Source organism: Streptomyces sp. H39-S7 (assembly GCF_027158205.1).
GTDB lineage: Bacteria > Actinomycetota > Actinomycetes > Streptomycetales > Streptomycetaceae > Actinacidiphila.
The window spans coordinates 126,523-149,155 of sequence record NZ_JAPVLU010000015.1 but is presented as its reverse complement, the minus strand read 5'-3'; the positions used below and the strand labels follow the sequence as shown (position 1 = coordinate 149,155).

Here is a 22,633-nt window from a genome sequence, read left to right as displayed (position 1 = left end):
CGGCGGCAGGCCCGCGTCGCGTGTCCTGCGCGGCAGCACCCGCCTCCGGTGGGGGGAGACGGGCGCTGCGGGGAGCGTTCTCGCGGGTCAGGCTTGCGTGGAGTTCTTCGCGTACGGCGACTCGGTGACGAGTTCCGGAGCGGTGGCGTGCTCGGGCGCGGGGCCGCTTTCGCTGAGGCCGAAGCGCTGGTGGAACGTGCGCAGGACTCCGGGCGCGTACCAGGCCGAGTCGCCGAGCAGGCGCATCGCGGCGGGGACGAGGATGCCGCGTACCGCGACGGCGTCGATGAGGACGGCCAGTCCACTGCCCAGCCCGAAAAGCTGCATGAAGCTGAGCTTGGCCGTTCCGAACGCGAAGAAGCTCACCGCGAGCAGGCAGGCCGCCGCGGTCACGATGCGTCCGGTGTGTCCCAGACCGTTGGTCACCGCCGACTCGTTGTCCTCGCCCAGGTCGTGGAGTTCCTTGATGCGGCTGGTGACGAACACCTCGTAGTCCATCGAGAGGCCGAAGGCGATGCAGAACATCAGCACGGTGATGGACACCTCCATGGGCTGCGCGGTGAAGCCGAGCAGGGAGGAGAGGTGGCCGTCCTGGAAGATCCACGTCATGACGCCGAGGGTGGCACCGAGACTGATCAGGTTGAGGAACAGCGCGCGCAGCGGCTGCACGATGCTGCCGGTGAACAGGAAGAGCAGCAGGAAGGTGGTGAGGGCGACCAGGGCCACGGCGAGCGGGAGCCGGCCGGCGATGGAGTCCTTGGAGTCGATGAGTGCCGCGTCGACTCCGCCCACCAGGGGGTGCGAGCCGGCGGGCGGGGCCACCGCCCGCACCTCGTCGACCAGGCCCTGGGCCGCGTCCGACTTCGGTGGCAGGGTGCTCACCACGTTGATCTGCTGCGCGTCGGGGCGTCCGAGAGTGGTGTTGCCGGGGTCGGTCGCCGTGGACCTGCCGCCGGCGTAGGTTCCCGTGCTGGTCTCGACGCGGACGACGCCCTGCAGCCCGGACAGCGCCACCGCGTACGACTCCAGGGGGGCCTTGTCCAGGCGTTGGTCGATGACGATGTGAAGGGCCGCGTCGTCGTTGCCGTGGAACTTCTCCTGGAGGACCGCCGAGACCTGGCGGCCGGCGGCGCCCTCGGGCAGCACCCGTTCGTCCGGGGTGCCGAAGGTGATGCCCAGGAGCGGGCTCGCCGCCAGCAGCAGGATCGTGAGGACAGGCAGCGCGGTGAGCGCGGGCCGCCGCATGACGGTGCCGGCCAGCCGTCCCCAGAAGGGTGCCCGGGTGGCGGAGCGCGCGGGCTTCACCCAGGGCAGCCGCCCACTGTTGACCCGGTGCCCCAGGACGACGAACAGGGCCGGCATGACGAACAGGGCGCTGACGGCCGCGATGGCCACGACACCGATCCCGGCGTAGCCGAACGAGCGCAGGAAGTACTGCGGGAACACCAGCAGTGCCCCGAGTGCGGCCGCCACCGTCGCGGCGGAGAACGCGACGGTGCGGCCCGCGGTGCTCACCGTCCGGCGGACGGCGTCGTCCACGTCGGCCCCGGTCGCGAGCTGCTCCCGGAAGCGGCTGACCATGAGCAGGGCATAGTCGATACCGAGGCCGAGCCCCAGGGCCGTGGTCAGGTTGATGGCGAAGACGGAGACGTCGGTGACGCTGCCGAGGACGAAGAGTTCCGCGAAGGTGCCCGCGATGGCGATGGTGCCGATCGCCAGCGGCAGGAGGGCTGCGACCATGCTGCCGAAGACGAGCAGGAGCAGGATGAGGGTGAGCGGCACGGCGATGGCCTCGGCCAGGAGGAGGTCCTCCCCCGACTGGGTGCCCATCTCGCTGATCACCGCGCCGCCGCCTCCCGCCTGGACGGTGAGTACGCCCGCGTACGGTCCGGTGTAGGCGTCGATGACGCCCTTGGCGTTCTCGCCGCGTTCGGTGTCGTTGCCCTTCACATGGGCGAGCACCACGGCCTCGCGGCCGTCCTGGGACCGCAGGTCGGGGTTGGCCGTGTCCCAGTACGAGATCACGTTGTCGAGGTTCCGCTCCTTCTTGAGGTCGGCCACCAGGGCCTGGCCACGGTGCTGGGCGGCCGCGTCGTCGACGCGGCCCGCGGAGGTGTGGACGAGCAGGACCAGGTTCGTCTGGCCGCCGAACTTCTCGTCGATGATCTTTCCGGCCCGGGAGGACGGGGAGGCCGGGTCGTCGTAGCCGCCGCCCAGCAGCTTGCCGAACGCACCGGCGCCCAGGACGCCCATGAGGGCCACAGTCACGACGGCGACGATCAGTACCAGCCGGGACCGGCGAATCGCCAGTTCGGCTATGCGTTCAAACACGCACGATCTCCTTTGATGTCCATCCGGCGAAAACGGCGCGCAAAAGGCGCAGTTGGCGCACGGGGGCCGGCGCGATGCTCCTGCGGAGTCGCTGCACCCCGCCGGAGGACGAGTGCGGGTCGCACTCCTCGTCGCCACGGGTGACGCTAGTGAAACCGTCAAAGTTTTGGCAGTGTTAGATTTTCCTAACATCCTGCATGGGTGGCCGTCCCGCCAAGGCGACCGTCGCAGGCCGCCCCCTGCCGCAGAGGAGCACGCCGTGGTCCCGCCCACCTTGCGCCAGCGCCGTCGCGCCGCCGCCACGCAGGAGATCCTGGACGCCGCCGAGTGCCATCTGACCGAGCACGGACCGGCGGCCCTGTCCCTGCGGGCGGTCGCCCGCAGCCTCGACATGACGGTCCAGGCGCTCTACCACTACTTCCCGAGCCGGGACGCCCTCGTCACGGTGCTCATCACCAAGGCGTACGACGACCTGGCCGATGCCGTGCAGGCCGCCGTCGACACCCCGGCACGCGACACGGCCCTGCCCCGTCTCGTGATCGCGGCCGAGGGCTACCGCCGGTGGGCCATCGCCCACCCCGAGCGCTTCCGGCTCCTGTACGGAACGCCGCTGCGGGACTACGCGGCACCCACCGACGGCCCCACCACCCAGGCGACGCGCCGCATAAGTTCAATCTTCGAGCGCGAGCTGTTCGCCGGGTTCACCGCGGCACAACTGGCCGCGGCCGAAACCCCCGCGCTCTCGTCCGTACTGCAGGCATACCTGGAACAACTGCCGCACTACGGACGGGGATACCTGCCGCCCCCCGCGACCGCCCTGCTGCTGAGCGCATGGGGGCACCTGCACGGCCTCGTCGTCCTGGAGGTGTTCGGGCACACCTCGTTCCTCGGTGACCACCAGCCCGAGATCTTCCGCATGGCCATGCGGAACCTGCTCGAGGACATCCACCGGCGCATACCCGCCGGGTGAGTCCTCCGCCGGCGGCCGCAGCGCACGAGACCGGCCCCGCAGATCCTTCCTGCGGGGCCGGTCTCGTGCGGGTGACAGGTCGGTCAGCGGGGGGCCAGCACCTGGGCGAGCACGTCGTGCACGTAGGTGTTGGGGTGCTTGCCGGAGAAGCGGTCGGACAGCGGACCACTGGCGTTCACCGGCACGTCCACGCTGGTGTGGCCGGACGTCGTCCAGTCCACGGTGAACGTCCTGGTGCTGCCGGCGATGGTGAACGGACCGTCCTCGGCGGAGATGGCGGTTCCGGACTCGTCGTTGGCGTCGTTCTCCTCCACCGCCAGACCACCGGTCTCGTGGTCACCGGTGACAACCAGCAGCGTGTCGGGGTGGGTGGCGACGTAGGCGCGCGCCACCGCGACGGTCTTCTCCAACTGCTGCATCGACTGCAGGAGGCGGGCACCGTTGTTGGCGTGCGCGAACTCGTCGGTGCCCTCCTCCTCGACGAACAGGAAGAAGCCCTTCTTGTTCTTGTCCAGGGTCGTCAGGGCCTTGGTGGTCATGGTCGCGAGTTCGACCACCGGGCTGTAGACGTCGCCCTGGCCCTCGGGACGCTGCTGGAACATCTCCTCGTTACTGAACAGGCCGAGGAGCTTGCCGCCCTTGGCCTTGTCCAGCTGCTTCGCGCTGGAGACATAGGTGTAACCGGCCCGCTGGGCCTTGTTGATGAGGTTGCCCTTGGTGCCGAGGCTGCCCTCGGTCGGGTCCTCGGCGGGCTTGTCCTGGAACGCGCCCGCGGTGCCCTTGGGCAGCCACCAGTCCTCGCCGCCGCCGAGGATGACATCCGGCTTGCTGACGTCGAGGTACTGCCGGGCGATCTCGTCCTGCGCGGAGCGGTTCACGGTGTTGGCGAAGAACGCCGCCGGGGACGCATCGGTGACCTGGGCGGTGGTGACCAGGCCGGTGGACTTGCCCGCCGCCTTGGCCTGCCGGCCCAGCGTCGCCAGCGCGTTGCCGTCGACGCCGACGCTGATCGCGCCGTTGTACGTCTTCTCCCCGGTGGCCCACGCCGTCGCGGCCGCGGCGGAGTCCGTCACCACGGACTTCGGGTCGTGCGGGGTGGTGGTCAGCTGACCGGACGCGGTGAGTTTGTCCATCGCCAGCTGCCCGTCCAGGCCGGCGAGGTGCAGACGGGCCGCCTCGCGGGCCGCGGCCCCCATCCCGTCACCGTTGATGAAGATCACGCTCTTCGCCTGCGTCCTCGCCTGCGCGCTCGGCGCGCTGGCGGAGGCACCCATCGTCGGGCTGACCACCATGGTCACCGACGCCGCGGCCACCGCCGCCACCAGGGGCGCACCCCACCGTCGTGCATTGCGCAACCGCCCGCTCACGGAACCTCCTGTAGCCACCTGACGCTCTTGACCTGCTGAACTTAGGAGGCGAGGGGATACCGCACCTGAACACCGTGCGTACACCGGCGAAACAGACCGAGCGGTGTCCCGGGTGCCGGCACCGCGACCCCGCCGAACGGCGTCAGACCGGGTTGCTGCGGCCGTACCAGTCGAGGCAGACCACCAGGGCGTCGTCGTCGGCGTCCGCGTCGCGGTAATCGGTGAGTTCGCGCAGCACGGCGCCGGGCACGTCGGCGGCCGGCAGCATGCCGGCCGCGCCGATGGCCCGCGCCAGAGCCTGCTCCTCGTACGCCACGCCGGCCGGCGACGAGGCGGCGTAGACGCCGTCGCTGACGAAGACCAGCCGGTCGCCGGGCAGGACCCGGAACTCCTGCACGACGTAGTCGGTCTGGTCGAACATCCCCAGCGGCAACTGGGCCTCGAACGGAATGCGTTCCACGGTCTTGTCCCGCTGGCGCCACAGCTGGGGCGAGCCCGCGTCCACCACCTGCACGTGGCCGGTGGCCAGGTCGAAGGAGAGCAGCAACGTGGACACGTGCGCGTTGCCGCCGTGCTCGGTGTACAGGGCCTGGTCGGCGAGGGCCGCCTGGTCGGCGATGCCGATACCGGCACGGCGGGCGTTGCGCAGGGCGTTGACCGCGAGGTTCGTCAGGAGGGAGGCGTTGATGCCTTCGCCCATCCCGTTGGTGATGGTCAGCGTGAGGGTCTGCGCGGTGCTGGCCCAGTCGAAGTTGTCGCCGTGGATCGCGTAGGCGGGCTCCAGCTGGGCGCCGATGGAGTACTCGGTGCGGGCGCAGGAGCGGGCCGGCAGCAGTTGCCACTGCATCTCGGCGGCCAGCGTCAGCCGGTTGACCCGCCGGGCCTGCAGATAGACGTCGGTGTCGCGCTCCGCGACCAGGATCTCGTGGCCCAGGAGCTCGGCGATGTCGGAGAGGTCGCGGACGGCGACCGGGGTGCAGTCCGCCGGAGGCAACCGGACGGTGAGGACGCCCAACCGGTCACCGCGCACGGTCACCGGCAGGTGCAGATCGATCATCTCGCTGTCCGGGGACCGTTCCTCGATCGCTTCCTGGCTGCCGAAGGCCCTGCCCTGCGCACTGGAGTGCACCGAGACCGCGGCGGCGGTGTGCGGCAGGGCGGTGACCTGCTGCAGCACGCTCTGGCTGTAGTCGGCCATCAGCAGATCCACCGCGTGCGCACCGTAGTGGGCGGCGAGCGCGGAGCGCACCGCGTCCAGCAGGGCGTGCGGAGCGGCCGTGCGCAGCGCACGCTCCACGGACAGGAAATTCTTCATGGGCCGGTTCAGACTTTCTCGACGGTGACGATGAGGAGTACAGGGTGCCTGCGATCACGGCGGGCAAGGGAGCGGTGACGGGGTGGAAAGAAGCCGCAACGGATGACACAGTGGGGTGATGCCCCCCACTCCCCCGCCTTTCGATGCCGCGCGGGCGGCGCATGCTGCCGGGACAGTGGCGGAGTGGCTCGAGGTGCTCTGGGGACGTGGCCAGGACGGCACCACGCTGGGTTCGCTTCCTCCTTCGCAGCTACGGGCCCTGACCGTGATCGAAGAACGGGCGGGGGCCAATCTGCGGACCTTGAGTGACGCACTCGGATCGCGTCCCCCCGCGGTGAGCCGGCTGTGCGACCGTCTCGAAGCGGGCGGTCTCCTCGAACGTACCCCCAGCGCCACCAGCGGGCGCGAGGTGGAACTGCGCCTGACCAGCCGTGGCCGGACCGCTCTGCACGACATTCGGACCCTGCGTCGGCACGAGGTCACCGCGGTCCTGCACACGATGTCCCCGGCCCAGCTCAGCGCCCTCGCCGAGGGGCTGGAGGCATTCCAGGACGCCGCACGCTCCCGCATCGGCCTCGCGCAACCGTCTGCGACGACCGCGCACGGCGAAGCCCACACCGCTTAGCAACCGCCCCACCCCCACTTCCCCTCCTGTACTCCGTGCCGGGGGTCGCCCCAGCACCCTCCCCCGGGCACCGTGAACCCCGCCCGCGACTGCTCATCGGGCACCCCCACCAGGAAATGTTGCCATAGGGAAACTAAGTGGTTAGCGTGGTGGTCCTGGCCGCATCCACGGTCGGCACCTGCCCGCCGGCGACCTGACCAAACGCCGCCGGCATCACGGGACCCGCAGCCGGCTCGGCCACCAGGCCATCACCGGCGCTACCGCCATGAGAGGCCAACCCGTGCACTCCTACGGCACCGCCGAGCTCGACCTACGGCTCACCAGTCGACGCACCGATCGCACCCTGATCATCACCGTCCGCGGCGAGGTCGACCTCGACACCATCGAACCGCTGCAGTACGCCCTCAGCGCCGCTCGCACGGGCCCCGACCTGGGTCGCACCGTGGTCCTGGACCTGTCCGGGGTCACCTTCGCCGGAACGTCACTGATCAACGCCCTACTGCGCGCCCGTCGCCACCTGGGGCCCGGACGCCTCAGGATCGCCGACCCCTCCCTCTGCGTCGCCCGGCTGATGCGCCTGGCCGGGCTGGACGGGCATTTCACCACCGCCACCTCGATCGGCTTCGCGTCGGCGCCGGCCATGGCCACCTGATCTCCGCGCGGGGCGAGGCCCCCTGGGCCGCGGCGGTCCGGGCTTGTCCCGCCGTCGCGATCGATCCCAGTAAATGGATCATGTGTACGTATATTGGGGGTGCGTCGTTCCACCGGGAGCTGGGCAGTTACTGTCCAGACCGGCGTCCGACGCCCGGGAAGCACTCCGCAGTCCGTGGAGGCAGACATGGATCAGGGGTGGTGGACCTTATGGAGCCGTTGCAGGTACGCCCAATCGGGCCGGACCGCCATGACGTAGTGGTGCTGGCGGTATCCGGAGAGCTCGACTACGCCACGGAGCAAGCCCTGGGCGAGGCGGTGACGAACGCCATGGGCGACCACTGCCGGCGCCTGGTCCTGGAGTGCGCGGGCGTGACGTTCTGCGACTCCCAAGGCCTCAACCGCTTCCTGCAGCTGCGGCTGGATCTGGAACGTCGCAACATCGGCCTGGTCCTCACGGGAATCAGCACGTCGCTGAGGGCCGTCCTGGACCTCACCGGCGCCATCGAGGTCTTCGTGCTGACCGAGACCGTCGAGGACGCCCTGCGCGCCTCCTGACCCGCCGGCCGCCGATTCTCCCGGTCAGGGCTGCCGCCCCTGCCTGGCGGCGGGCTACCGCACCCCTCGATGTCGACCTCCCCTATCGCGCGTCAGATGTCGGCGACGGCGAACAACGTGCCTTGCACGTCGGAAAGTCGCAGGCCCGGACCGATCGAGGTGGACCGCACGGGACCCACGAGGACTCCGCCCGCCGCCACCGCGCGACCGGCCGCCTCCTCCGCGTTCGGGGTGCGGAACGTCACCTGCCAGCGGGGCCGGATCTTCGGATCCGGTGCCTGGTCCACCGCGCCTCCGTACAGGCTCGCCACGGCGTGCCCGTGGATCTCGAGAACCTCCCGGTCGTCCTCGTAGCGCAGCGCGCAGCGCTCGGGCGGTTCGGTGTCCCAGCCCAGGGCTTGGCTGTAGAAGATCGCGGCGGCGAAGGTGTCCCGGGTGTGCAGATCCAGCCACACCCTCCGGCTGCTCCCGCTCCCGGGGCGACCGGCGCCCCAGCGGGGCGTGACGGGACCCTCCCACAACACGAAGGGGGCCCCGTCCGGATCGGTGGCCCACGCCATCCGCCCCGGACCGAAGGACAACGGGCCGACGGCGACGGTACCCCCGCGCTCACGAACGCGATCGGCTGCCTGGTCCACGCTGCTCACGGCGAAGTGCACCGACCACGCCCGCGGCACCCCCGGGGCGCGCCCGGCGGCCCCCATTCCGGCGAGGGGCGCCTCGTCGCTGAGAGCGATCGCGTACTCGTCGAGCCCGAACCCGGGCCGGTAACGCCAGCCCAGGGTCGCGGCGTAGAAGTCCTTGACCATCGCGAGATCAGGGGCCGCCAGGCTCACCCAGCACGGCGCGCCCTGCACTACATCCTCAGCAGCCGGCATACCGGCTCCTTTCTGCACAAAGGGTGAGTGATCACTGTGCCATCAGCCGGGCACGGGAGGGCCCGGGGGCGCGATCCCCGGAGCGGGCGTGTCGAGCGCCGCGGTTGACGTTCCCCTTCGGAGTCACCGTCACCAGCCCGATCCACAGGAGGTGCACGCTTGTCACCGTGCTGACAATTGCCGGGCAAGGTGGAGGGGCCCACTGCCGCTGTGTCGGTGCTGTGCGGTAGGAAGGAGGCACAAGCAGGGCTGGTCAGAGGGGGTTACGGACATGGGGCCACGGAATCGGCCGTTGCGGGCGCTCGAGCACGGCAGCGAATCGGACGCTTTCGCCGGCCTGACGGTGCCGCTGCGGGTCGCCGCGTCACTGCTGGGAATCTCGACCTACATGCTCGACAAGCTGATAGCCGACGGGGTGTTCGTCGTCGAACGGGAAGACGGCTCGTCCCAACGCGTCATCGCCCTACCGCGGGTCCTGGCGGTCCGCCGCTGGATGTTCCACGGCTCCGCCGCCGAGTGAGGCGGCCCGCCTCCTCACCCGCGTCGCCGTCCCCCTTGCCACGGAAGCGGGGAGCCTCGCCAACCGCCCCTGCCTCGGCGCCGATCCCGGACGTGAACCGGTGCGGGAGGGGTGCGGTCCGGCCGCCGTCGCGGAACGGCTGATTTTCCCGGAGCACGGTCAGTACCGTCGAGGTTCATGTCACCTCAGGTGGGGAGAGAACCGTGGCTGTGTTATCCGCGCGAAGACACGCGTACCGGTCGGACGGGCGGCCGTCGCGTCCGGCCGTCCTGCTGATCGCCCTGGTCGCCCTGGCGATGGCCGGGCTGGTACTGGGCGTTCCGGGGGCCGCGCAGGCCAGTACCACCTTCTCGGCGAAGATCGACTTCGGCACCGCTACGACGGTGCCCGTGGCCGGTTACGCCCTGGACTACGGCCAGGCCTACGGACCGCGCACCGGTCCCGGCCAGGGCACCGGGCTGAGTTACGGCTGGACCGCGATGGGCTCCGCCACACCGCTGGACCTGGTGGGCAATGGCCGGGACAGGGGAACGGCCGAGCCCGATCGGCTGCTGGCCACGCTCATGCACCTGCAGTTGCCGGCCGCCTCCCCGGGCGTCAAGACCCCGGGCAGATGGGAGATCGCGGTGCCCAACGGCACCTACACGGTGACCGTCGCTGCCGGCGACAGCACCTCGACGGACAGCGTGCACACCCTCCAGATCGAGGACCAGAACGCAATCGACGCGTTCGTGCCGAGCGGCACCGCCAAGTACCGCACCGGCACGGCGTATCCGACGGTCGCCGACGGACGGCTGACGATCAGCCCGCTCGGCGGCACCAACACGAAGATCAACTACGTGGTGATCGCTCCGCTGGCCGACGCCGACGCCCGTCCAGGAGTGCGGGCGGTGACGCCGGCGAACACCGCGGCCGGGGTGTCGCCTACCGGCAGCATCGTCGCGGACCTGCGCCTGCTCACCTCCGGCATCGACACCGCGACCCTGTCGAGCAGCACCGTCACGCTCAAAGAGACGGCCAACGGGGCCCCGGTGGCCACCCACGTGATCACCAGCGGCGGGGGCGACGTGATCAACGTGTCACCGACCGCCGGACTGAAACCCACGACCCGCTACGCGTTGGCGGTGACCAGTGGCGTCAAGGACCTGAACGGCAAGGCGTTCATCCCCTGGAGTTCGGTGTTCACCACCGGAACATCCGGTGGCGGCGGGACGGTCGCCTTCGACAAGGTGCCCAGCGGGGCGACCGGCAAGATGTTCTCGACCGTCGTCAAGGGCCCGGACGGAAAGCTGTACGCCGCCACATTGGACGGCTATGTCATGCGGTACACCATCGCCGCGGACGGCACCCTCGGCGGTGAGGAGACGATCTCCACCGTCCGTACCGACGCGACCGCGCGCGGCCTGCCGGGAGCGCCGAACCGCTCGATCATCGGCATGGCCTTCGACCCGGCGTCCACGGCGGCCGGCCCGATCCTGTGGATCACGTCCAACACGATGTACGGCGGCGGCACGCCGAGCGAGCCGGACTGGTCGAGCAGCATCGCCCGGCTGACCGGACCCGCGCTGGCCACGTACACCGAGGCGGTCAACCACCTGCCGAGGTCGGTCAAGGACCACGAGACCAACTCCCTGGCCTTCGGGCCGGACGGGGCGCTGTACGTCACCCAGGGCGCCAACAACGCGATGGGCGCGGCGGACCCCACCTGGGGCAACCGGCCGGAGCACCTGCTGAACGCCGCGGTCCTACGGCTCGACCCGGCCAAACTCCCCGCCACCGGGGCGGTCAACGTCCAGACCGAAGCCCCCGGGACCTACGATCCGTTCGCGGCCGACGCTCCGCTGACCCTGTACGCCACCGGCGTACGCAACGCGTTCGACCTGGTGTGGCACAGCAACGGCCATCTGTACACGCCGACCAACGGCTCGGCCGCCGGCGGCAACACCCCGGCCACGCCGACGCCGCTGCCCGCCGCCTGTACCCGCCGCGTCGACGGGACCACGGCCGGCGCCTACACCGGTCCCGGTGTCCCGGCCATCACGTCGAACCCCGACGCCGAGACCGACTACGTCTTCGACATCAAGAAGAACCGCTACTACGGGCACCCCAATCCGTCGCGCTGCGAATGGGTGCTGGCGGGCGGCAACCCGACCTCCGGCACCGATCCCTTCGAGACCAGGAGCTATCCCGTCGGTACCCTGCCCGATCGCAACCTGGATCTGGCCGGCATGTACGACGCCGGGCTGCACGCCTCGGCGGACGGCGCCGTCGAGTACCGCAGCAACACCTTCGCGGGGGCGCTCAAGGGCAAGCTGCTGGTCGTCCGCTACAGCAGCGGCCAGGACATCGAGACCTTCGGGGTCGACGCCGCGGGCCAGCTGTCGGCGCCCACCGTGGGCACCACCGGGTTCACCGGATTCCAGCAACCGCTGGACCTCACCGAGGACACCGCCAACGGCAACCTGTACGTCACGGAGTTGGGCGCATCCAAGATCACGCTGTTGCGGCCGCGGGTGACCACCGGCGCCACGGCCACCCCCGCGGCAACCTCCGGAAACTGACCCGCTTCCACCACCGCGCACCGGCCGTCCCGGTACGGGCCGCCACGGGGACGGACGGGCGGCCCGAGACCTGCGGCGGAGCGTGGCACGCCCGCCGCGGGTTTCGGGCCGCCGGCTGTCACCGCAACTGCCACAGGTGGTCGGCCGTGCCGTTGTCGTCGTACTGCACCACATGGGCGCTGTTGGCGGTCGACATCAGATCCACACCCAGGACCTTGCCGGAGTTGCGGTTGCGGATGCGGTACCAGCCGTCGCCGTTGTCGACCAGGGACCACAGATGGTCGGCCGTGCCGTTGTCGTCGAACTGCACGACATGGGCGCTGTTGGCGGTCGACATCAGATCCACACCCAGGACCTTGCCGGAGTTGCGGTTGCGGATGCGGTACCAGCCGTCGCCGTTGTCGACCAGGGACCACAGATGGTCGGCCGTGCCGTTGTCGTCGAACTGCACCACGTGGGCGCTGTTGGCGGTCGACATCAGATCGACACCCATGACCTTGTTGGAGTTGCGGTTCCAGATCCGGTACTCGGTGGCGGCCGGGATCCAGAGGTGGCCGTCGGGAGCGGCGGTGGGGAACGCGGTGATGCGCAGCCGGGCGGCGCCCATCGGGATGAGGGTGAGGGTCTCGACGGGGGCGGTACTGCGCGCCGGGCTCTCCTGGAGCGGTGTGACGACGTGCTGGGTGTCGGCCGTCCACTCGGCGATCCGGCGCCCGGGGGCCGTGATCCGCACGGGGGTGCCGGCCTGGGTGAAGGGGTTGGCCGTCAGGCGGCCGGCGGGTCCGGTGAAGGTGAGCCCGGCCGGGGCGGCCGGGTCGATGGCCAGGCCGTAGTTCCACGGCGAGGTCGCGTGCACCGCGTACTCGGGAAACTGGTCGTTGCCGGCGAAGCGGTCCCACTGCTCGCCGACCTTGAGGGAGTAGGTGAGAGGCCCGTGGTCGACCGAGACGGAGTGGTGGTTGGCGCCCCAGGTGCGGACGGCCGTGGTCTGCGGGAAGCGCACGGTGACCTTGTCGCCGTTCGACCATGTCCGGTTGATCTTGGTGAACGCCGGTCCCGCCGGCGCGGCCTGCGGCCGGCCGTTGACGGCGATGGAGGGGGTGGCGCACCAGGCCGGGATGCGCAGGTAGAGGGGGAACGCGACGGCGGCCGGGGTGGTGAGCGTGAGGGTCAGGGTGTCGGCGAAGGGGTAGTCGGTGTCCTCGGTGATGGTGACGGTCGTGCCGTTGGCGACCTTGGCGGTCACGACGCTGGGGGCGTACAGGGCGGCCGCCAGACCCAGGTCCGGGGTGGCGAGCCACAGCTCCTCGGTGAAGTAGGGCCAGCCCATGCCGTAGTTGTGGGGGCAGCAGCGGTAGTTGTCCACTCCCGGCTGATACGCCTGCATCGCAAAGCCGTTCTGGAACTGCCCCTGTGACTTGGGCGCGTTGTCCAGATCGACGCTGTTGGCGCTGGTGATGTAGTGGACGGCGCGTCCTGCCGGATCGAGCGACGCGGGCAGCGAGTTGAAGGCCAGGTCCTCGCAGCGGTCGGCCCACAGCGGGTCGCCGGTGATCCGGGTCAGCAACTGGTGGCTGGCCATGAACTCGACGATGCCGCAGGTCTCGAAGCCCTGTCGCGGGTCGCCGAATCCGGGCCGGGCGTTCTCGTCCCCGGCGAACCCGCCGCCGGGGAACTGCCCGTAGGAGTTCATGACCGTGTTGTACGTGCCGTAGGTCGCCTGGGTCAGCGCGGCCGAACCGTTGCGGAGCGCGTACTGGGCGGGTTCGCGAAAGCCCTGCGCGATGTTGACGTTGTGGAGGCTCGGAAGGTTGTTGACCCAGCTGGCCCCATTGGTGTGAATCTTGTCGGCGAGGGCCAGCAGGAAGGCGTCCCGGGTCCGGTTGAACAGCCAGAAGACGCTGTCCAGGCCGTCGCCCCAGCGCACGGAGACCCAGCTGGAGTTGAACGCGCCGGGTCCCTGCGCGTTCATGTAGCGGAAGAAGCGGGTGAGGAAGGGGACGATCCTGGCGTCACCCGTGAACTCCTGCCAGGAGCGCAGCGCCTGCAGCAGGGGCAGGAAGGGCCAGAAGTCCGGCCCGTTGTTCAGGGAGGTCCGCAGGGCGGTCGGGCCGAAGAATCCGTCGGACTGCTGGGTCGCGAGGATGCCGTCGATCCACCGCCGGCTGCCGTCGCGCGCGGCGGCGTTGCCGGTGACGGCCGCGAGGTCGACGTAGCCGCGCAACCAGTACGGCACCTCTTCCCATCCGGCGCGGTCCGGGTGCGTCCATCCGGAGGTGGTGATGTCCAGGAAGTGCGAGGCCTGCTCGTAGCGACCGCACAATCCCTCCAGTTGGAGTTGGAGTTGCCCGGCCAGCCAGCCTCTGGCGGTGACGCTGCCCGGCGGCAGTTTGAGGAAGGCGGTCGGCTGGAGGGGGGCGGCGTTGGGGAAGTACAGGCCGCCTCGGGCGGGGGCGACACGGGCCGCGGCGGCGGTGACGGATCCCGCCCAGCGGGCGGACATCGCGACGGTCAGCCCGGTGGCCATGGCGCTGCTGATGAACTGCCGGCGGTTCACAGACATGGTGACGGCTCCTCGTCGGGCGCGGAACCCGTCTCCGTGCGAGGGGCGGATGGCGCGCGCTGGGCACAGGTGCGAACACCGCCCGGCAAGGGAGCGAGGAGGACAGAACGCCATCCTCTCCATCGTTGCAAAGCGCGTGTTCAGCGAAATGACAGCATGACGGAGGAGTCCTGTCCAGATGCGTGACAGAACCCGCCGCGCATCCCTGCACCCGCAAATGCAACGTTAGAAACAACGCCGCAGGCCAGCGCGGCAGCCGCGGAGACGTGCGCTCCAGCAGAGAGGAGCGCGGGTCAGTGCTCCACGGCGTTCCGCTCGGACTGGTCGGACTGGTCGGACCGGTGCGGGTCGAGTCCGCCGGGCGGGGTGAAGCAGGCGGTGATCGTCTTGCCGGACCGCTGGTGGCGGGTCTCCCAGCTGTCGGCGAAATGATCGATCAGAGCCAGGCCCCGCCCGGAGGTGGCAGCGTCGCCGGCTTCGCGCGGCGCGGGCAGCTCGGTACTCGAGTCGTGGACGCTCACGTGCAGGCACTGGCTGTCCCACGCCAGGACGAGCTGGGCGGTGCTGTGCGCGTGCACATGCGCGTTGGTGATCAGTTCGGAGACGGTGAGGAGGACCGCGTCGACCGTTTCGGGCGCCTGCTGGGTCCACCCCAGGGCGTCCAGGTGTTCCCGGGCCCAGACGCGCCCCTGTCGTACACCGCCGGACACCGGGAAGGACTGTGCCCATCCGACGGCCCGCAAGGACATGTCGCCCATCGTATTGCTCCTTAATGCCGGGGTTGCCCGTCGCCTACCCCGGCAGCGGGCGATCAGCCGCCCCGGGTCGCGAACCCCGGAGCCGGCCGGTGCGTGTGGTGCCACCGGACCTGATCGTCGCCCTGGCAGGATGGCGGCATGGAACGTGTGCTGGGAATCGGTGGGCACTTCATGCGGGCCGCGGACCCGGCGGCCCTGGGCGCCTGGTACCGCGAGTGCCTGGGCCTGGACACGGATGACAACGGTCTGTGGCGCCAGGAGGCCGGGCCGACGGTGTTCGCGGCGTTCGAGTCCGCGACCGACTACTTCGGCTCCCGCACCCAGCAGACCATGCTCAACTTCCGGGTCCGCGACCTGGACGCGATGCTCGCGCAACTGCGCGCCAAGGGCGCGGACGTGGCCGAGGAGACACAGGACATGGCGGGTGTGGGTCGATTCGGCTGGGTCACCGATCCTGAGGGAAATCGGGTCGAACTGTGGCAGCCCGCCTGACCACGTCGTCGCGACGCGCCGGCGGCTCGTGCCTCAGGCAGGCCAACGCCTGCATGGCCTCGCGCTCCACGCGGGCGAGGTCGCCCAGGACACTGCCTGCCTGCACGAGGCACCGCTCATCACCTGACGCGCCGGCCCGTGCGATCAGTGCCGCCACTTCCGGCCACAGGGCGGCCGCCTCCGTGTACAGCCCGAGGCCGGTGCGCAGATGGCCGCTGTCGATCTGCCGGCCGCATTCGGCGAGGAAGTCCCGGTAGAGGTTGCGGAACAGGGCGCCGCCGGTACCGGCCTTCTCCATCAAGCGGGCAGCCTGCGGCAGATCGCGTTGCGGGTCGTCGGTGCGCCGGAGCCAGGTGCGTACCTGCCTGCCGGCCTTCTCGATGCCCCGGTGACCGAGATTGGCGATGGGCGGGTTGAGGAAGGCGTCGGCGCAGGCGGTGATGGCGGGAATCAGTTCACCCCGCGGGGACGGCGGACTGTCCGGAACGGTGAGGGTGAAGGACCGGTGCCTGGCGGTCATCGGACCCCGCGCGGCCCTCGCCCGGGCGAGGCCGGCCAGCGGGGTGGTCACCGCTCCGCCCTGCTGATCGGTGTCGACCAGATAGGCGTCGTGGTCGTCGTAGCCGTACATGGCGACGACATGACCGCCGAAATGCGCCTTCGACCCGAAATAGTCCAAGTGGTAGCTGTCGAGCTGGAGTCCCACGGGATGGCCGGCGTCGATGGGACCCCGCACGTTCTCCCAGGCCCTGCGGGGCGAGGCGGTCTCCTGCACCGACAGCTCCAGCCCCAGCCGGGCGGCCAGGTTCCTGGTGAGGTCGAAAGGCTTGACGCGCCCCCCGAGGAAGGGGAAGTCCATGTTCTTGCTGTCCCAGTAGATGAAGGACAGACCGGCGCCCAGCCCGAAGAGCAGGGGTTCGGACAGATCGAGTCCTTGATGCCGCAGCAGCACCCCCAGAGCTGTCGTCTCGCAGTGCTGCGCCCCGCGGGCGTCGATGTCTTTGACCGTGGTCATGCTGTGTACTCCTGGACGGGGATGAGGACTCGGGTCATCAGCTCTTCCGGCGGCGCCTCCGCCGGTCCGACGAGGTACGCCTCCCGTGCGGGCGCGTGCGGGCGCAGCCCGCGCTGGTGGATGGCGGCGAAGAGCGCGTTGTAGGCCAGGGGCAGCTGGGCGTAGGGCCCGATGTGTACGGTCTCGGCCACGGGGCCGCCGGGCAGCACCTGGAACTCCAGGTGGGGCGCGCCGTCCCCTCGCGCTGTCGTCTCGGCTCCGAGGGTGATCTCCATCCGCTCGTGCAGATCCAGCGGGTACAGCGCCCACAGCGGCGCCTCCCAGGCGATGCGCGCCCGGCCGAGCGCGGGCAGCAGCCGGCCTGCGCACTCCCCGACCTTCGCCCCGATCTCCGCGGGAGCGCACGTCGCCCGCACCACTGCCAGTCGTCGCTCCGGCTCCCTGCTCATCGTCACCTCGTACCCGGGCAGACCCCCCTCCGCCAGCCGCTCCAGCAGCTCCAGCCGTGCCTGGTCCCTGCTGATCCGCTCGGCCAGCCGGTCCCGCTCGGCCCGCAGGATCTGCGCCCTGCGCTCGGGCCCGGCAGCCAGCGTCCGCGCGATCACCGCCAGAGGGAGGTCCATCTCGCGGAGCAGGGCGATGGTCAGGGCATCACCCGCCTGTTCGGCCGCGTAGTAGCGGTAGCCGGAGCCGGCGTCCACCCGGACCGGTGACAGGAGCCCCGTCTCGTCGTAGTGCCGCAGTTGCTTGACGCTGAGACGGCACAGGCGGCCGAAGCGTCCGATGGTGAGGAGTTCGTCGTGCATGCCGCCATGGTGGACTCTCCCACCGTGGGAGGGTCCACCACCGTCACCGGGTGTCGCCCAGGACGGCTGGGGCAGGCGCCGAGTACATGGATATGAGGCGTTCGCGAAGGAGAAGCATGCGGTCGGGTGAGGAAGCGTGACGGTCGGCGACGTCGGGAAGGACGCACCGGATCTGCTGGACGGGCTGCGGGTGGACCGCTCCCGTGCCGAGGCGCCGGTGCTGCTCAGCGGTGACGGCTCGACGATCGAGACCTGGCGTGAGAACTTTCCGTACCAGGACAAGCTGCGGCGCAAGGAGTACGAGCGGGCCAAGCGCGTCCTGCAGATCGAGCTCCTGAAGTTCCAGCGCTGGGTGAAGGAGACGGGCGGCCGCGTCGTCGTGGTGTTCGAGGGCCGGGACGCAGCGGGCAAGGGCGGAACCATCAAACGGTTCACGGAGTACCTCAACCCGCGCGGAGCACGGGTGATCGCGCTGGACAAGCCCAGCGGGCGCGAGCAGTCGCAGTGGTACTTCCAGCGGTACGTCGCACACCTGCCCGCGGCCGGCGAGATCGTCATGTTCGACCGCTCCTGGTACAACCGCGCCGGCGTCGAACGCGTCATGGGCTACTGCACGGACGAGGAGTACGAGCGCTTCCTGCGGCAGACGCCCGCGTTCGAACGGATGCTGGTCGACGACGGCATCGATGTGGTGAAGTTCTGGTTCTCCGTCTCCCGCAGCGAACAGCGCACCCGCTTCGCGATCCGCCGGATCGACCCGGTGCGGCAGTGGAAACTCTCACCCACCGACCTCGCCTCGCTCGACCAGTGGGACAGCTACACCGCGGCCAAGGTCGCGATGTTCCGGCAGACCGACACGGCGCGGGCGCCGTGGACGGTGGTGAAGAACAACGACAAGCTCCGCGGCCGCTTGGAGGCGATGCGCAGCTTCCTGGCGCGGTTCGACTACGACGGCAAGGACGCGGAGGCGGTCGGGGTCCCCGATCCCCTCATCATCGGCGCGGCGAACACCCTGCTGGAGCCGGGCGAGGAGGACACCGACCTCTCCCCCACCCCGCTCACCCCCCGGCACATGGGTCCGGGACAGCACCCGTGACAGCAGTCGCCGGCAGGGGGACCACACCCCCTGCCGGCGGAGTGGTCAGCTGAAGGCGGAGAAGGTACGTGACTCCCTCTTCTGTTGGGACAGCTTGATGTCGCTCCAGTCCAGAGCCACCGCCGCCTGGCGTTGCACCTGCTGCGCGGCCTCCCGCGCCTCCGCCGGTGCGTCGCCGCGTTCTTCTATCAGGCGCCCGTAGATCGGCGGGTGCTCCGTTGTCTTCGCATTGCTCATAATGCTGACTCCTGCCCCCGATCCGATGATCTACCCAACCAGTGTCGGGGCGAGTTCGCACAGGTGTGTCGCGGCGCGGAAACCTGACTCGTTCCGGCGCCGCCGAGCACGGTTCGCCCGGATCTGTGGGCCCTGCCGAATTCCCGGGGCATTGGGAGGGCTATGTAAAGCCACACCAACGCGCCACTTCCAGGATATCGAAATATTTCGAGCGTCGCCCCAGGCATTAATTGTGAACTTTCGAAGAAGTTTCGGAAACAAAGTTATTGACCGCCCTCATAAGCCAGACCCATACTTTCGAGCGGTCGAGGGTTCCTCATCGAGGAAACGGCTCAACCGCGCCGTATGGCGCGCCCGTTCCACCCCTACGCCCCGGTCGCTTCGAGCCCCGTCGCGTGCAGACCGTCGGCCGATCAGCCCGTCAGCCCGCACCGGAAGGAAACACCGACATGGACATGGAATTGGACAAGACCCTCGCTCCCCAAATGAGCCGCAGGGGCTTCATCGGGCGTGCCGGCGCCTTGACGCTGGCCGCGTCCGCGTCCGGTCTGCTGCTGCCCGGTGTCGCCAACGCGGCGGCCATCACCACCAACCAGACCGGCACCCACAACGGCTTCTACTACTCGTTCTGGACCGACGGCGGCGGCTCGGTCTCCATGACCCTGGGATCCGGCGGCAACTACAGCACCTCGTGGCGCAACTGCGGGAACTTCGTCGCAGGCAAGGGCTGGAGCAACGGCGGGCGCAGGAGCGTCCACTACTCCGGCAGCTTCAACCCGTCCGGCAACGGCTACCTGGCCCTGTACGGGTGGACCTCCAACCCGCTCGTGGAGTACTACATCGTCGACAACTGGGGCACCTACCGGCCCACCGGAACCTATAAGGGTTCTGTCACCAGCGACGGCGGCACGTACGACATCTACCAGACGACGCGGTACAACGCCCCCTCCGTCGAAGGCACCAAGACCTTCAACCAGTACTGGAGCGTCCGGCAGTCCAGGCGGGCGGGCGGCACCATCACCACCGGCAACCACTTCGACGCGTGGGCCCGCTACGGAATGCGGATGGGCAGCTTCAACTACTACATGATCCTCGCCACCGAGGGCTACCAGAGCAGCGGGAACTCCAACCTCACGGTGAGCGGGTGAACGTCCCGGACGCCCGACGAACCCGACAGTGCCCTCGCCACCGACACGAAGAGGATCCGACCGCATGCGCATCCATTCACGCTCCCTGGTCATAGGACTGGCCGTCGCCGCGACGGCCGTGGCGGGCACCGTCACGTCCACCGTCCACGCCACCCCGGCACACGCTGCCACTTGCAACGGGTACGTCGGGCTCACCTTCGACGACGGCCCGTCCGGCAACCACACGCAGGCCCTGCTCAACGCCCTCACACGGAACGGGCTGCGGGCCACGATGTTCAACCAGGGCGGGTACGCCGCTGCCTTCCCCTCCCAGGTCCGGGCCCAGGTTCAGGCCGGCATGTGGGTGGGCAACCACAGCTACACCCATCCGCATCTGACCCAACTGAGCCAGTCGCAGATCGACTCCGAGATCTCCCGGTCACAGCAAGCCATCGCCAGCGCCGGAGGCGGGTCCCCGAAGCTGTTCCGCCCTCCGTACGGTGAGACCAGCGCGACCGTGCGGTCCGTCGAGGCCAAGTACGGGCTGACCGAGATCATCTGGAACGTCGACTCGCAGGACTGGAACAACGCCAGTACCGACGCGATCGTGCAGGCCGTCAACCGGTTGACCAACGGCCAGGTCATCCTCATGCACGAGTGGCCCGCCAACACGCTCGCCGCGATCCCGCGCATCGCGCAGACACTGGCGAGCAAGGGTCTGTGCTCCGGCAGGATCTCCCCTCAGACCGGCCGCGCCGTGGCCCCCTGACAGCGCTCCCCGCGGGGCGGGGGTCATGTCCGCCGTCCGTACCTCCTCGGAATGGAGGGCACGGACGGCGGACGTTCGGCTCACACGCCCAGGTGCCGATCCGCCGGAGAAGTGTCACGAGCCGACGGAGATTCGGTGCGGCGGTGCCGCCACCACGGCGCGAGCTGGACCATGCCGAACGCCACTTCCATGACCAGGAACAGCCAGAGGAACCGCGGTGCGCCGTGGGCCAGCGCGTACGCCTGCCACGCGGCGAACAGCGTGCGCGCGACACCGTCGAGCAGTCCGTGCACCGGCAGCGGCCGGAGGATGCGCAGGACCGCCCAGACGACCACGACCGAACCCATCAGGTTGGCGTACAGGGTCTGTATCGGGTCGAGTTCGGGCAGGCGGCCCGTCCCGAGTGCGTCGCCCAGTGAGGACAGCGCGTCGTGCATCAGCGCATACGTCCACGGCGTCGCGAATCCTGCCGTGACGACCAGGTCGTACCAGGCACTCGCTCGTACGACGCGCAGGTAGCCGGGGCGGGCGGGGATGAGGCGAGGGATCACGGTGGGAGCTCCTGCTGTTCGTGGGGCAGCGACGCCTCACGCTAAACAGTGGAGTACGGTCCAAGGTCAAGCCCATCATCCGACGGAGGGTCATGCGCATCGGAGAATTGGCCGCTCAAGCGGGAATGAGCAGGGACACCATCCGCTTCTACGAGAAGGTCGGCCTCGTCCAGGGCCTGCGGCTGGCCAACGGTTATCGCGACTTCCCGCCCGAGACGGTGGCCTGGCTGCACTATGTCCGCACCGCGCAGTCGCTCGGATTCTCCCTGGCGGAGATCGCTCGGACCGGTGAGGAACTGCGCGGGCTGCCGGATACCGCGGCGGCGTTGTCCTTGCTGTTCGAGGAGAAGATCCACCTCGTCGACGCGCGCATGGCCGAACTCGCCGCCCTGCGGGCCGACCTCGTCGCGCGCGCCGGTACCGGGTGCCCGTTGCGGGCCGCCGGACGGGCGGGCTGAGGGCGCGGCGCGGAGCCCGCCATCCACCCTTGACACGCAACTCTGCAGTTGCACCAAGGAGGGCAATGTGCAACTCTGGAGTTGCACTCAATGGCGACGGTGAAGGAGTTCCCTCATGAGCGAGGACCGGATCGAGCGCGACACCCTGATCGCGGCACCCCTGGAGCGAGTCTGGTCGCTGGTGGCTCAGCCCGGGTTCTGGGTGGCCGACAAGGCGAGTCTGCCCGGCACCGTGGCCAAGGAAGGCGACTCGCTGGTGGCGAAGCACCCCGAGCACGGCGACTTCCCGGTGCGCGTGGAGAAGGTCGACCCGCCGACGTACCTGGCGTACCGGTGGACCAGCGCGTTCCCCGGGGAGGAGCTGCGGGAGGACAACAGCACCCTGGTGGAGTTCACGCTGACCGCCGAGGGCGATCAGACGCGGCTGCGTGTCGTGGAGAGCGGGTTCCTGGCGCTGGCCGGGTCCGACGAGCTGCGCAAGGGGAACCACAAGGACCACAGCGGGGGCTGGCCGCTGGAACTCGACGCACTCAAGACGCGCGCCGAACAGCCGTCCGTGTGACGGACGAACAGCGCGGCGCCGCCGAGCCGGTCGACAGCGTCCTGGTCGCACTGGCGGACCCGACGCGACGTCAGCTGCTGCAACTGCTCGCCGCGCAGGGCGAGGCCACCGCGACGACCCTTGCCGAGCGCCTGCCCGTCTCGCGGCAGGCGGTGGTCAAACACCTCGCCGTTCTGGACGCCGCCGGTCTGGTCTCCGGCGGCCGTGTCGGGCGCGAGGTGCGGTACACGGTGCGACCCGCGGCCCTGGACGCCACCGCCCGGTGGATGGCCGCGCTCGCGACCGACTGGGATCGGCAACTGGCGGCCATCAAGCGCGCCGCCGAGGCTGCGGAGGGGGACGCCCGCTGACCGGGCGACCGCGGTCGCCGGCGAACGGGGGGCGGGCCCGGTGACGACGTCAGCGGGCCCGAGCGGCCGTCCC

At 69.9% G+C, this 22,633-nt stretch carries 22 protein-coding genes and 1 pseudogene; 13 read left to right on the top strand and 10 right to left on the bottom strand.

The annotated features are described in order from the left end of the window. Positions 1–87 precede the first annotated feature (87 nt). On the bottom strand, positions 88–2,331 hold the full coding sequence (locus tag O3X23_RS16935; RefSeq protein ID WP_269272220.1) for an MMPL family transporter: 2,244 nt from the start codon (positions 2,329–2,331) through the stop codon (positions 88–90). 259 nt (positions 2,332–2,590) lie between these two features. Here O3X23_RS16935 and O3X23_RS16930 point away from each other — a divergent pair, with 259 nt between their 5' ends. Further along, positions 2,591–3,301, top strand: a complete 711-nt coding sequence (locus O3X23_RS16930) for a TetR/AcrR family transcriptional regulator (protein ID WP_269272219.1) — start codon at positions 2,591–2,593, stop codon at positions 3,299–3,301. A gap of 83 nt (positions 3,302–3,384) precedes the next feature. Here O3X23_RS16930 and O3X23_RS16925 read toward each other — a convergent pair whose 3' ends face one another. Next, positions 3,385–4,668 carry an alkaline phosphatase gene (locus tag O3X23_RS16925; protein ID WP_269272218.1) on the bottom strand — a complete coding sequence of 428 codons (1,284 nt, stop codon included), beginning with the start codon at positions 4,666–4,668 and terminating at the stop codon, positions 3,385–3,387. A 142-nt stretch (positions 4,669–4,810) separates the two neighbouring features. After that, positions 4,811–5,983 (bottom strand): PP2C family protein-serine/threonine phosphatase, encoded by a 1,173-nt coding sequence (locus tag O3X23_RS16920; protein ID WP_269272217.1) that lies wholly within the window; start codon positions 5,981–5,983, stop codon positions 4,811–4,813. Between the two features lie 118 nt (positions 5,984–6,101). On the opposite strand from O3X23_RS16920, the gene O3X23_RS16915 reads away from it, so the two are divergent. The 3 genes from O3X23_RS16915 (at position 6,102) to O3X23_RS16905 (ending at position 7,817) form a co-directional block, all read left to right on the top strand. Then, positions 6,102–6,608: a MarR family winged helix-turn-helix transcriptional regulator gene (locus O3X23_RS16915; protein WP_269272216.1), complete on the top strand. Its 507-nt coding sequence runs from the start codon at positions 6,102–6,104 to the stop codon at positions 6,606–6,608. Between the two features lie 265 nt (positions 6,609–6,873). Further along, complete coding sequence (locus tag O3X23_RS16910) at positions 6,874–7,260, top strand: STAS domain-containing protein (protein ID WP_269272215.1); 387 nt, start codon at positions 6,874–6,876, stop codon at positions 7,258–7,260. 218 nt (positions 7,261–7,478) lie between these two features. Beyond that, positions 7,479–7,817, top strand: a complete 339-nt coding sequence (locus tag O3X23_RS16905; RefSeq protein ID WP_269272214.1) for an STAS domain-containing protein — start codon at positions 7,479–7,481, stop codon at positions 7,815–7,817. A gap of 92 nt (positions 7,818–7,909) precedes the next feature. Here O3X23_RS16905 and O3X23_RS16900 read toward each other — a convergent pair whose 3' ends face one another. Further along, on the bottom strand, positions 7,910–8,695 hold the full coding sequence (locus O3X23_RS16900) for a VOC family protein (protein WP_269272213.1): 786 nt from the start codon (positions 8,693–8,695) through the stop codon (positions 7,910–7,912). Between the two features lie 271 nt (positions 8,696–8,966). On the opposite strand from O3X23_RS16900, the gene O3X23_RS16895 reads away from it, so the two are divergent. Further along, entirely contained in the window at positions 8,967–9,215 is a 249-nt protein-coding gene (locus O3X23_RS16895; protein WP_269272212.1) for a hypothetical protein, read from the top strand. A gap of 203 nt (positions 9,216–9,418) precedes the next feature. Beyond that, positions 9,419–11,776, top strand: coding sequence for an Ig-like domain-containing protein (locus tag O3X23_RS16890; protein ID WP_269272211.1), 2,358 nt, complete (start codon positions 9,419–9,421; stop codon positions 11,774–11,776). A 118-nt stretch (positions 11,777–11,894) separates the two neighbouring features. Here O3X23_RS16890 and O3X23_RS16885 read toward each other — a convergent pair whose 3' ends face one another. Together O3X23_RS16885 and O3X23_RS16880 are read right to left on the bottom strand one after the other, a co-directional pair. Beyond that, a complete protein-coding gene (locus tag O3X23_RS16885) occupies positions 11,895–14,339 on the bottom strand; it encodes an RICIN domain-containing protein (RefSeq protein ID WP_269272209.1) in 2,445 nt (814 codons plus the stop codon). 293 nt (positions 14,340–14,632) lie between these two features. Beyond that, on the bottom strand, positions 14,633–15,097 hold the full coding sequence (locus O3X23_RS16880; protein ID WP_269272208.1) for an ATP-binding protein: 465 nt from the start codon (positions 15,095–15,097) through the stop codon (positions 14,633–14,635). Between the two features lie 138 nt (positions 15,098–15,235). Between O3X23_RS16880 and O3X23_RS16875 the strand changes: the two genes are divergently transcribed. Then, the gene (locus tag O3X23_RS16875; RefSeq protein WP_269272207.1) at positions 15,236–15,589 is read left to right on the top strand and encodes a VOC family protein; all 354 of its coding nucleotides are present in this window, start codon (positions 15,236–15,238) and stop codon (positions 15,587–15,589) included. Here the strand turns inward: O3X23_RS16875 and O3X23_RS16870 are convergent. Beyond that, on the bottom strand, positions 15,543–16,604 hold the full coding sequence (locus O3X23_RS16870; RefSeq protein WP_269272206.1) for a BtrH N-terminal domain-containing protein: 1,062 nt from the start codon (positions 16,602–16,604) through the stop codon (positions 15,543–15,545). The two genes, O3X23_RS16875 and O3X23_RS16870, sit on opposite strands and share 47 nt — an antisense overlap. Further along, positions 16,601–17,410: a MerR family transcriptional regulator gene (locus O3X23_RS16865; protein ID WP_269272205.1), complete on the bottom strand. Its 810-nt coding sequence runs from the start codon at positions 17,408–17,410 to the stop codon at positions 16,601–16,603. The genes O3X23_RS16870 and O3X23_RS16865 overlap by 4 nt, the downstream gene beginning before the upstream one ends. Positions 17,411–17,546: 136 nt before the next feature. On the opposite strand from O3X23_RS16865, the gene ppk2 reads away from it, so the two are divergent. Beyond that, positions 17,547–18,506, top strand: coding sequence for a polyphosphate kinase 2 (gene ppk2 / locus O3X23_RS16860; RefSeq protein WP_269272204.1), 960 nt, complete (start codon positions 17,547–17,549; stop codon positions 18,504–18,506). Between the two features lie 45 nt (positions 18,507–18,551). Here the strand turns inward: ppk2 and O3X23_RS16855 are convergent, their stop codons facing one another. Further along, positions 18,552–18,743, bottom strand: a complete 192-nt coding sequence (locus tag O3X23_RS16855) for a hypothetical protein (RefSeq protein ID WP_269272203.1) — start codon at positions 18,741–18,743, stop codon at positions 18,552–18,554. A 455-nt stretch (positions 18,744–19,198) separates the two neighbouring features. Here O3X23_RS16855 and O3X23_RS16850 point away from each other — a divergent pair, with 455 nt between their 5' ends. Together O3X23_RS16850 and O3X23_RS16845 are read left to right on the top strand one after the other, a co-directional pair. Beyond that, on the top strand, positions 19,199–19,891 hold the full coding sequence (locus O3X23_RS16850; RefSeq protein ID WP_269272264.1) for a glycoside hydrolase family 11 protein: 693 nt from the start codon (positions 19,199–19,201) through the stop codon (positions 19,889–19,891). Positions 19,892–19,955: 64 nt separating this feature from the next. After that, positions 19,956–20,636 (top strand): annotated as a pseudogene (locus O3X23_RS16845) (polysaccharide deacetylase family protein); the annotation flags it as partial. Between the two features lie 83 nt (positions 20,637–20,719). Here O3X23_RS16845 and O3X23_RS16840 read toward each other — a convergent pair. After that, positions 20,720–21,190 carry a hypothetical protein gene (locus tag O3X23_RS16840; RefSeq protein ID WP_269272202.1) on the bottom strand — a complete coding sequence of 157 codons (471 nt, stop codon included), beginning with the start codon at positions 21,188–21,190 and terminating at the stop codon, positions 20,720–20,722. Between the two features lie 92 nt (positions 21,191–21,282). On the opposite strand from O3X23_RS16840, the gene O3X23_RS16835 reads away from it, so the two are divergent. The 3 genes from O3X23_RS16835 (at position 21,283) to O3X23_RS16825 (ending at position 22,560) form a co-directional block, all read left to right on the top strand. After that, positions 21,283–21,648, top strand: a complete 366-nt coding sequence (locus O3X23_RS16835) for a MerR family transcriptional regulator (RefSeq protein ID WP_269272201.1) — start codon at positions 21,283–21,285, stop codon at positions 21,646–21,648. A gap of 115 nt (positions 21,649–21,763) precedes the next feature. Then, a complete protein-coding gene (locus O3X23_RS16830; protein ID WP_269272200.1) occupies positions 21,764–22,210 on the top strand; it encodes an SRPBCC domain-containing protein in 447 nt (148 codons plus the stop codon). Further along, positions 22,207–22,560: an ArsR/SmtB family transcription factor gene (locus O3X23_RS16825; protein ID WP_269272199.1), complete on the top strand. Its 354-nt coding sequence runs from the start codon at positions 22,207–22,209 to the stop codon at positions 22,558–22,560. The genes O3X23_RS16830 and O3X23_RS16825 overlap by 4 nt, the downstream gene beginning before the upstream one ends. Positions 22,561–22,633: the final 73 nt, after the last annotated feature.

Excerpts from the sequence above, each read along its gene's own strand:
- O3X23_RS16920 (WP_269272217.1), bottom strand. The coding sequence starts at position 5,983 with ATGAAGAATTTCCTGTCCGTGGAGCGTGCGCTGCGCACGGCCGCTCCG.
- O3X23_RS16870 (WP_269272206.1), bottom strand. The coding sequence starts at position 16,604 with ATGACCACGGTCAAAGACATCGACGCCCGCGGGGCGCAGCACTGCGAG.
- O3X23_RS16875 (WP_269272207.1), top strand. The coding sequence starts at position 15,236 with ATGGAACGTGTGCTGGGAATCGGTGGGCACTTCATGCGGGCCGCGGAC.
- O3X23_RS16865 (WP_269272205.1), bottom strand. The coding sequence starts at position 17,410 with ATGCACGACGAACTCCTCACCATCGGACGCTTCGGCCGCCTGTGCCGT.
- O3X23_RS16835 (WP_269272201.1), top strand. The coding sequence starts at position 21,283 with ATGCGCATCGGAGAATTGGCCGCTCAAGCGGGAATGAGCAGGGACACC.
- O3X23_RS16850 (WP_269272264.1), top strand. The coding sequence starts at position 19,199 with ATGGAATTGGACAAGACCCTCGCTCCCCAAATGAGCCGCAGGGGCTTC.
- O3X23_RS16900 (WP_269272213.1), bottom strand. The coding sequence starts at position 8,695 with ATGCCGGCTGCTGAGGATGTAGTGCAGGGCGCGCCGTGCTGGGTGAGC.
- O3X23_RS16830 (WP_269272200.1), top strand. The coding sequence starts at position 21,764 with ATGAGCGAGGACCGGATCGAGCGCGACACCCTGATCGCGGCACCCCTG.
- O3X23_RS16885 (WP_269272209.1), bottom strand. The coding sequence starts at position 14,339 with ATGTCTGTGAACCGCCGGCAGTTCATCAGCAGCGCCATGGCCACCGGG.
- O3X23_RS16855 (WP_269272203.1), bottom strand. The coding sequence starts at position 18,743 with ATGAGCAATGCGAAGACAACGGAGCACCCGCCGATCTACGGGCGCCTG.
- O3X23_RS16910 (WP_269272215.1), top strand. The coding sequence starts at position 6,874 with ATGAGAGGCCAACCCGTGCACTCCTACGGCACCGCCGAGCTCGACCTA.
- O3X23_RS16915 (WP_269272216.1), top strand. The coding sequence starts at position 6,102 with ATGCCCCCCACTCCCCCGCCTTTCGATGCCGCGCGGGCGGCGCATGCT.
- O3X23_RS16895 (WP_269272212.1), top strand. The coding sequence starts at position 8,967 with ATGGGGCCACGGAATCGGCCGTTGCGGGCGCTCGAGCACGGCAGCGAA.
- O3X23_RS16880 (WP_269272208.1), bottom strand. The coding sequence starts at position 15,097 with ATGGGCGACATGTCCTTGCGGGCCGTCGGATGGGCACAGTCCTTCCCG.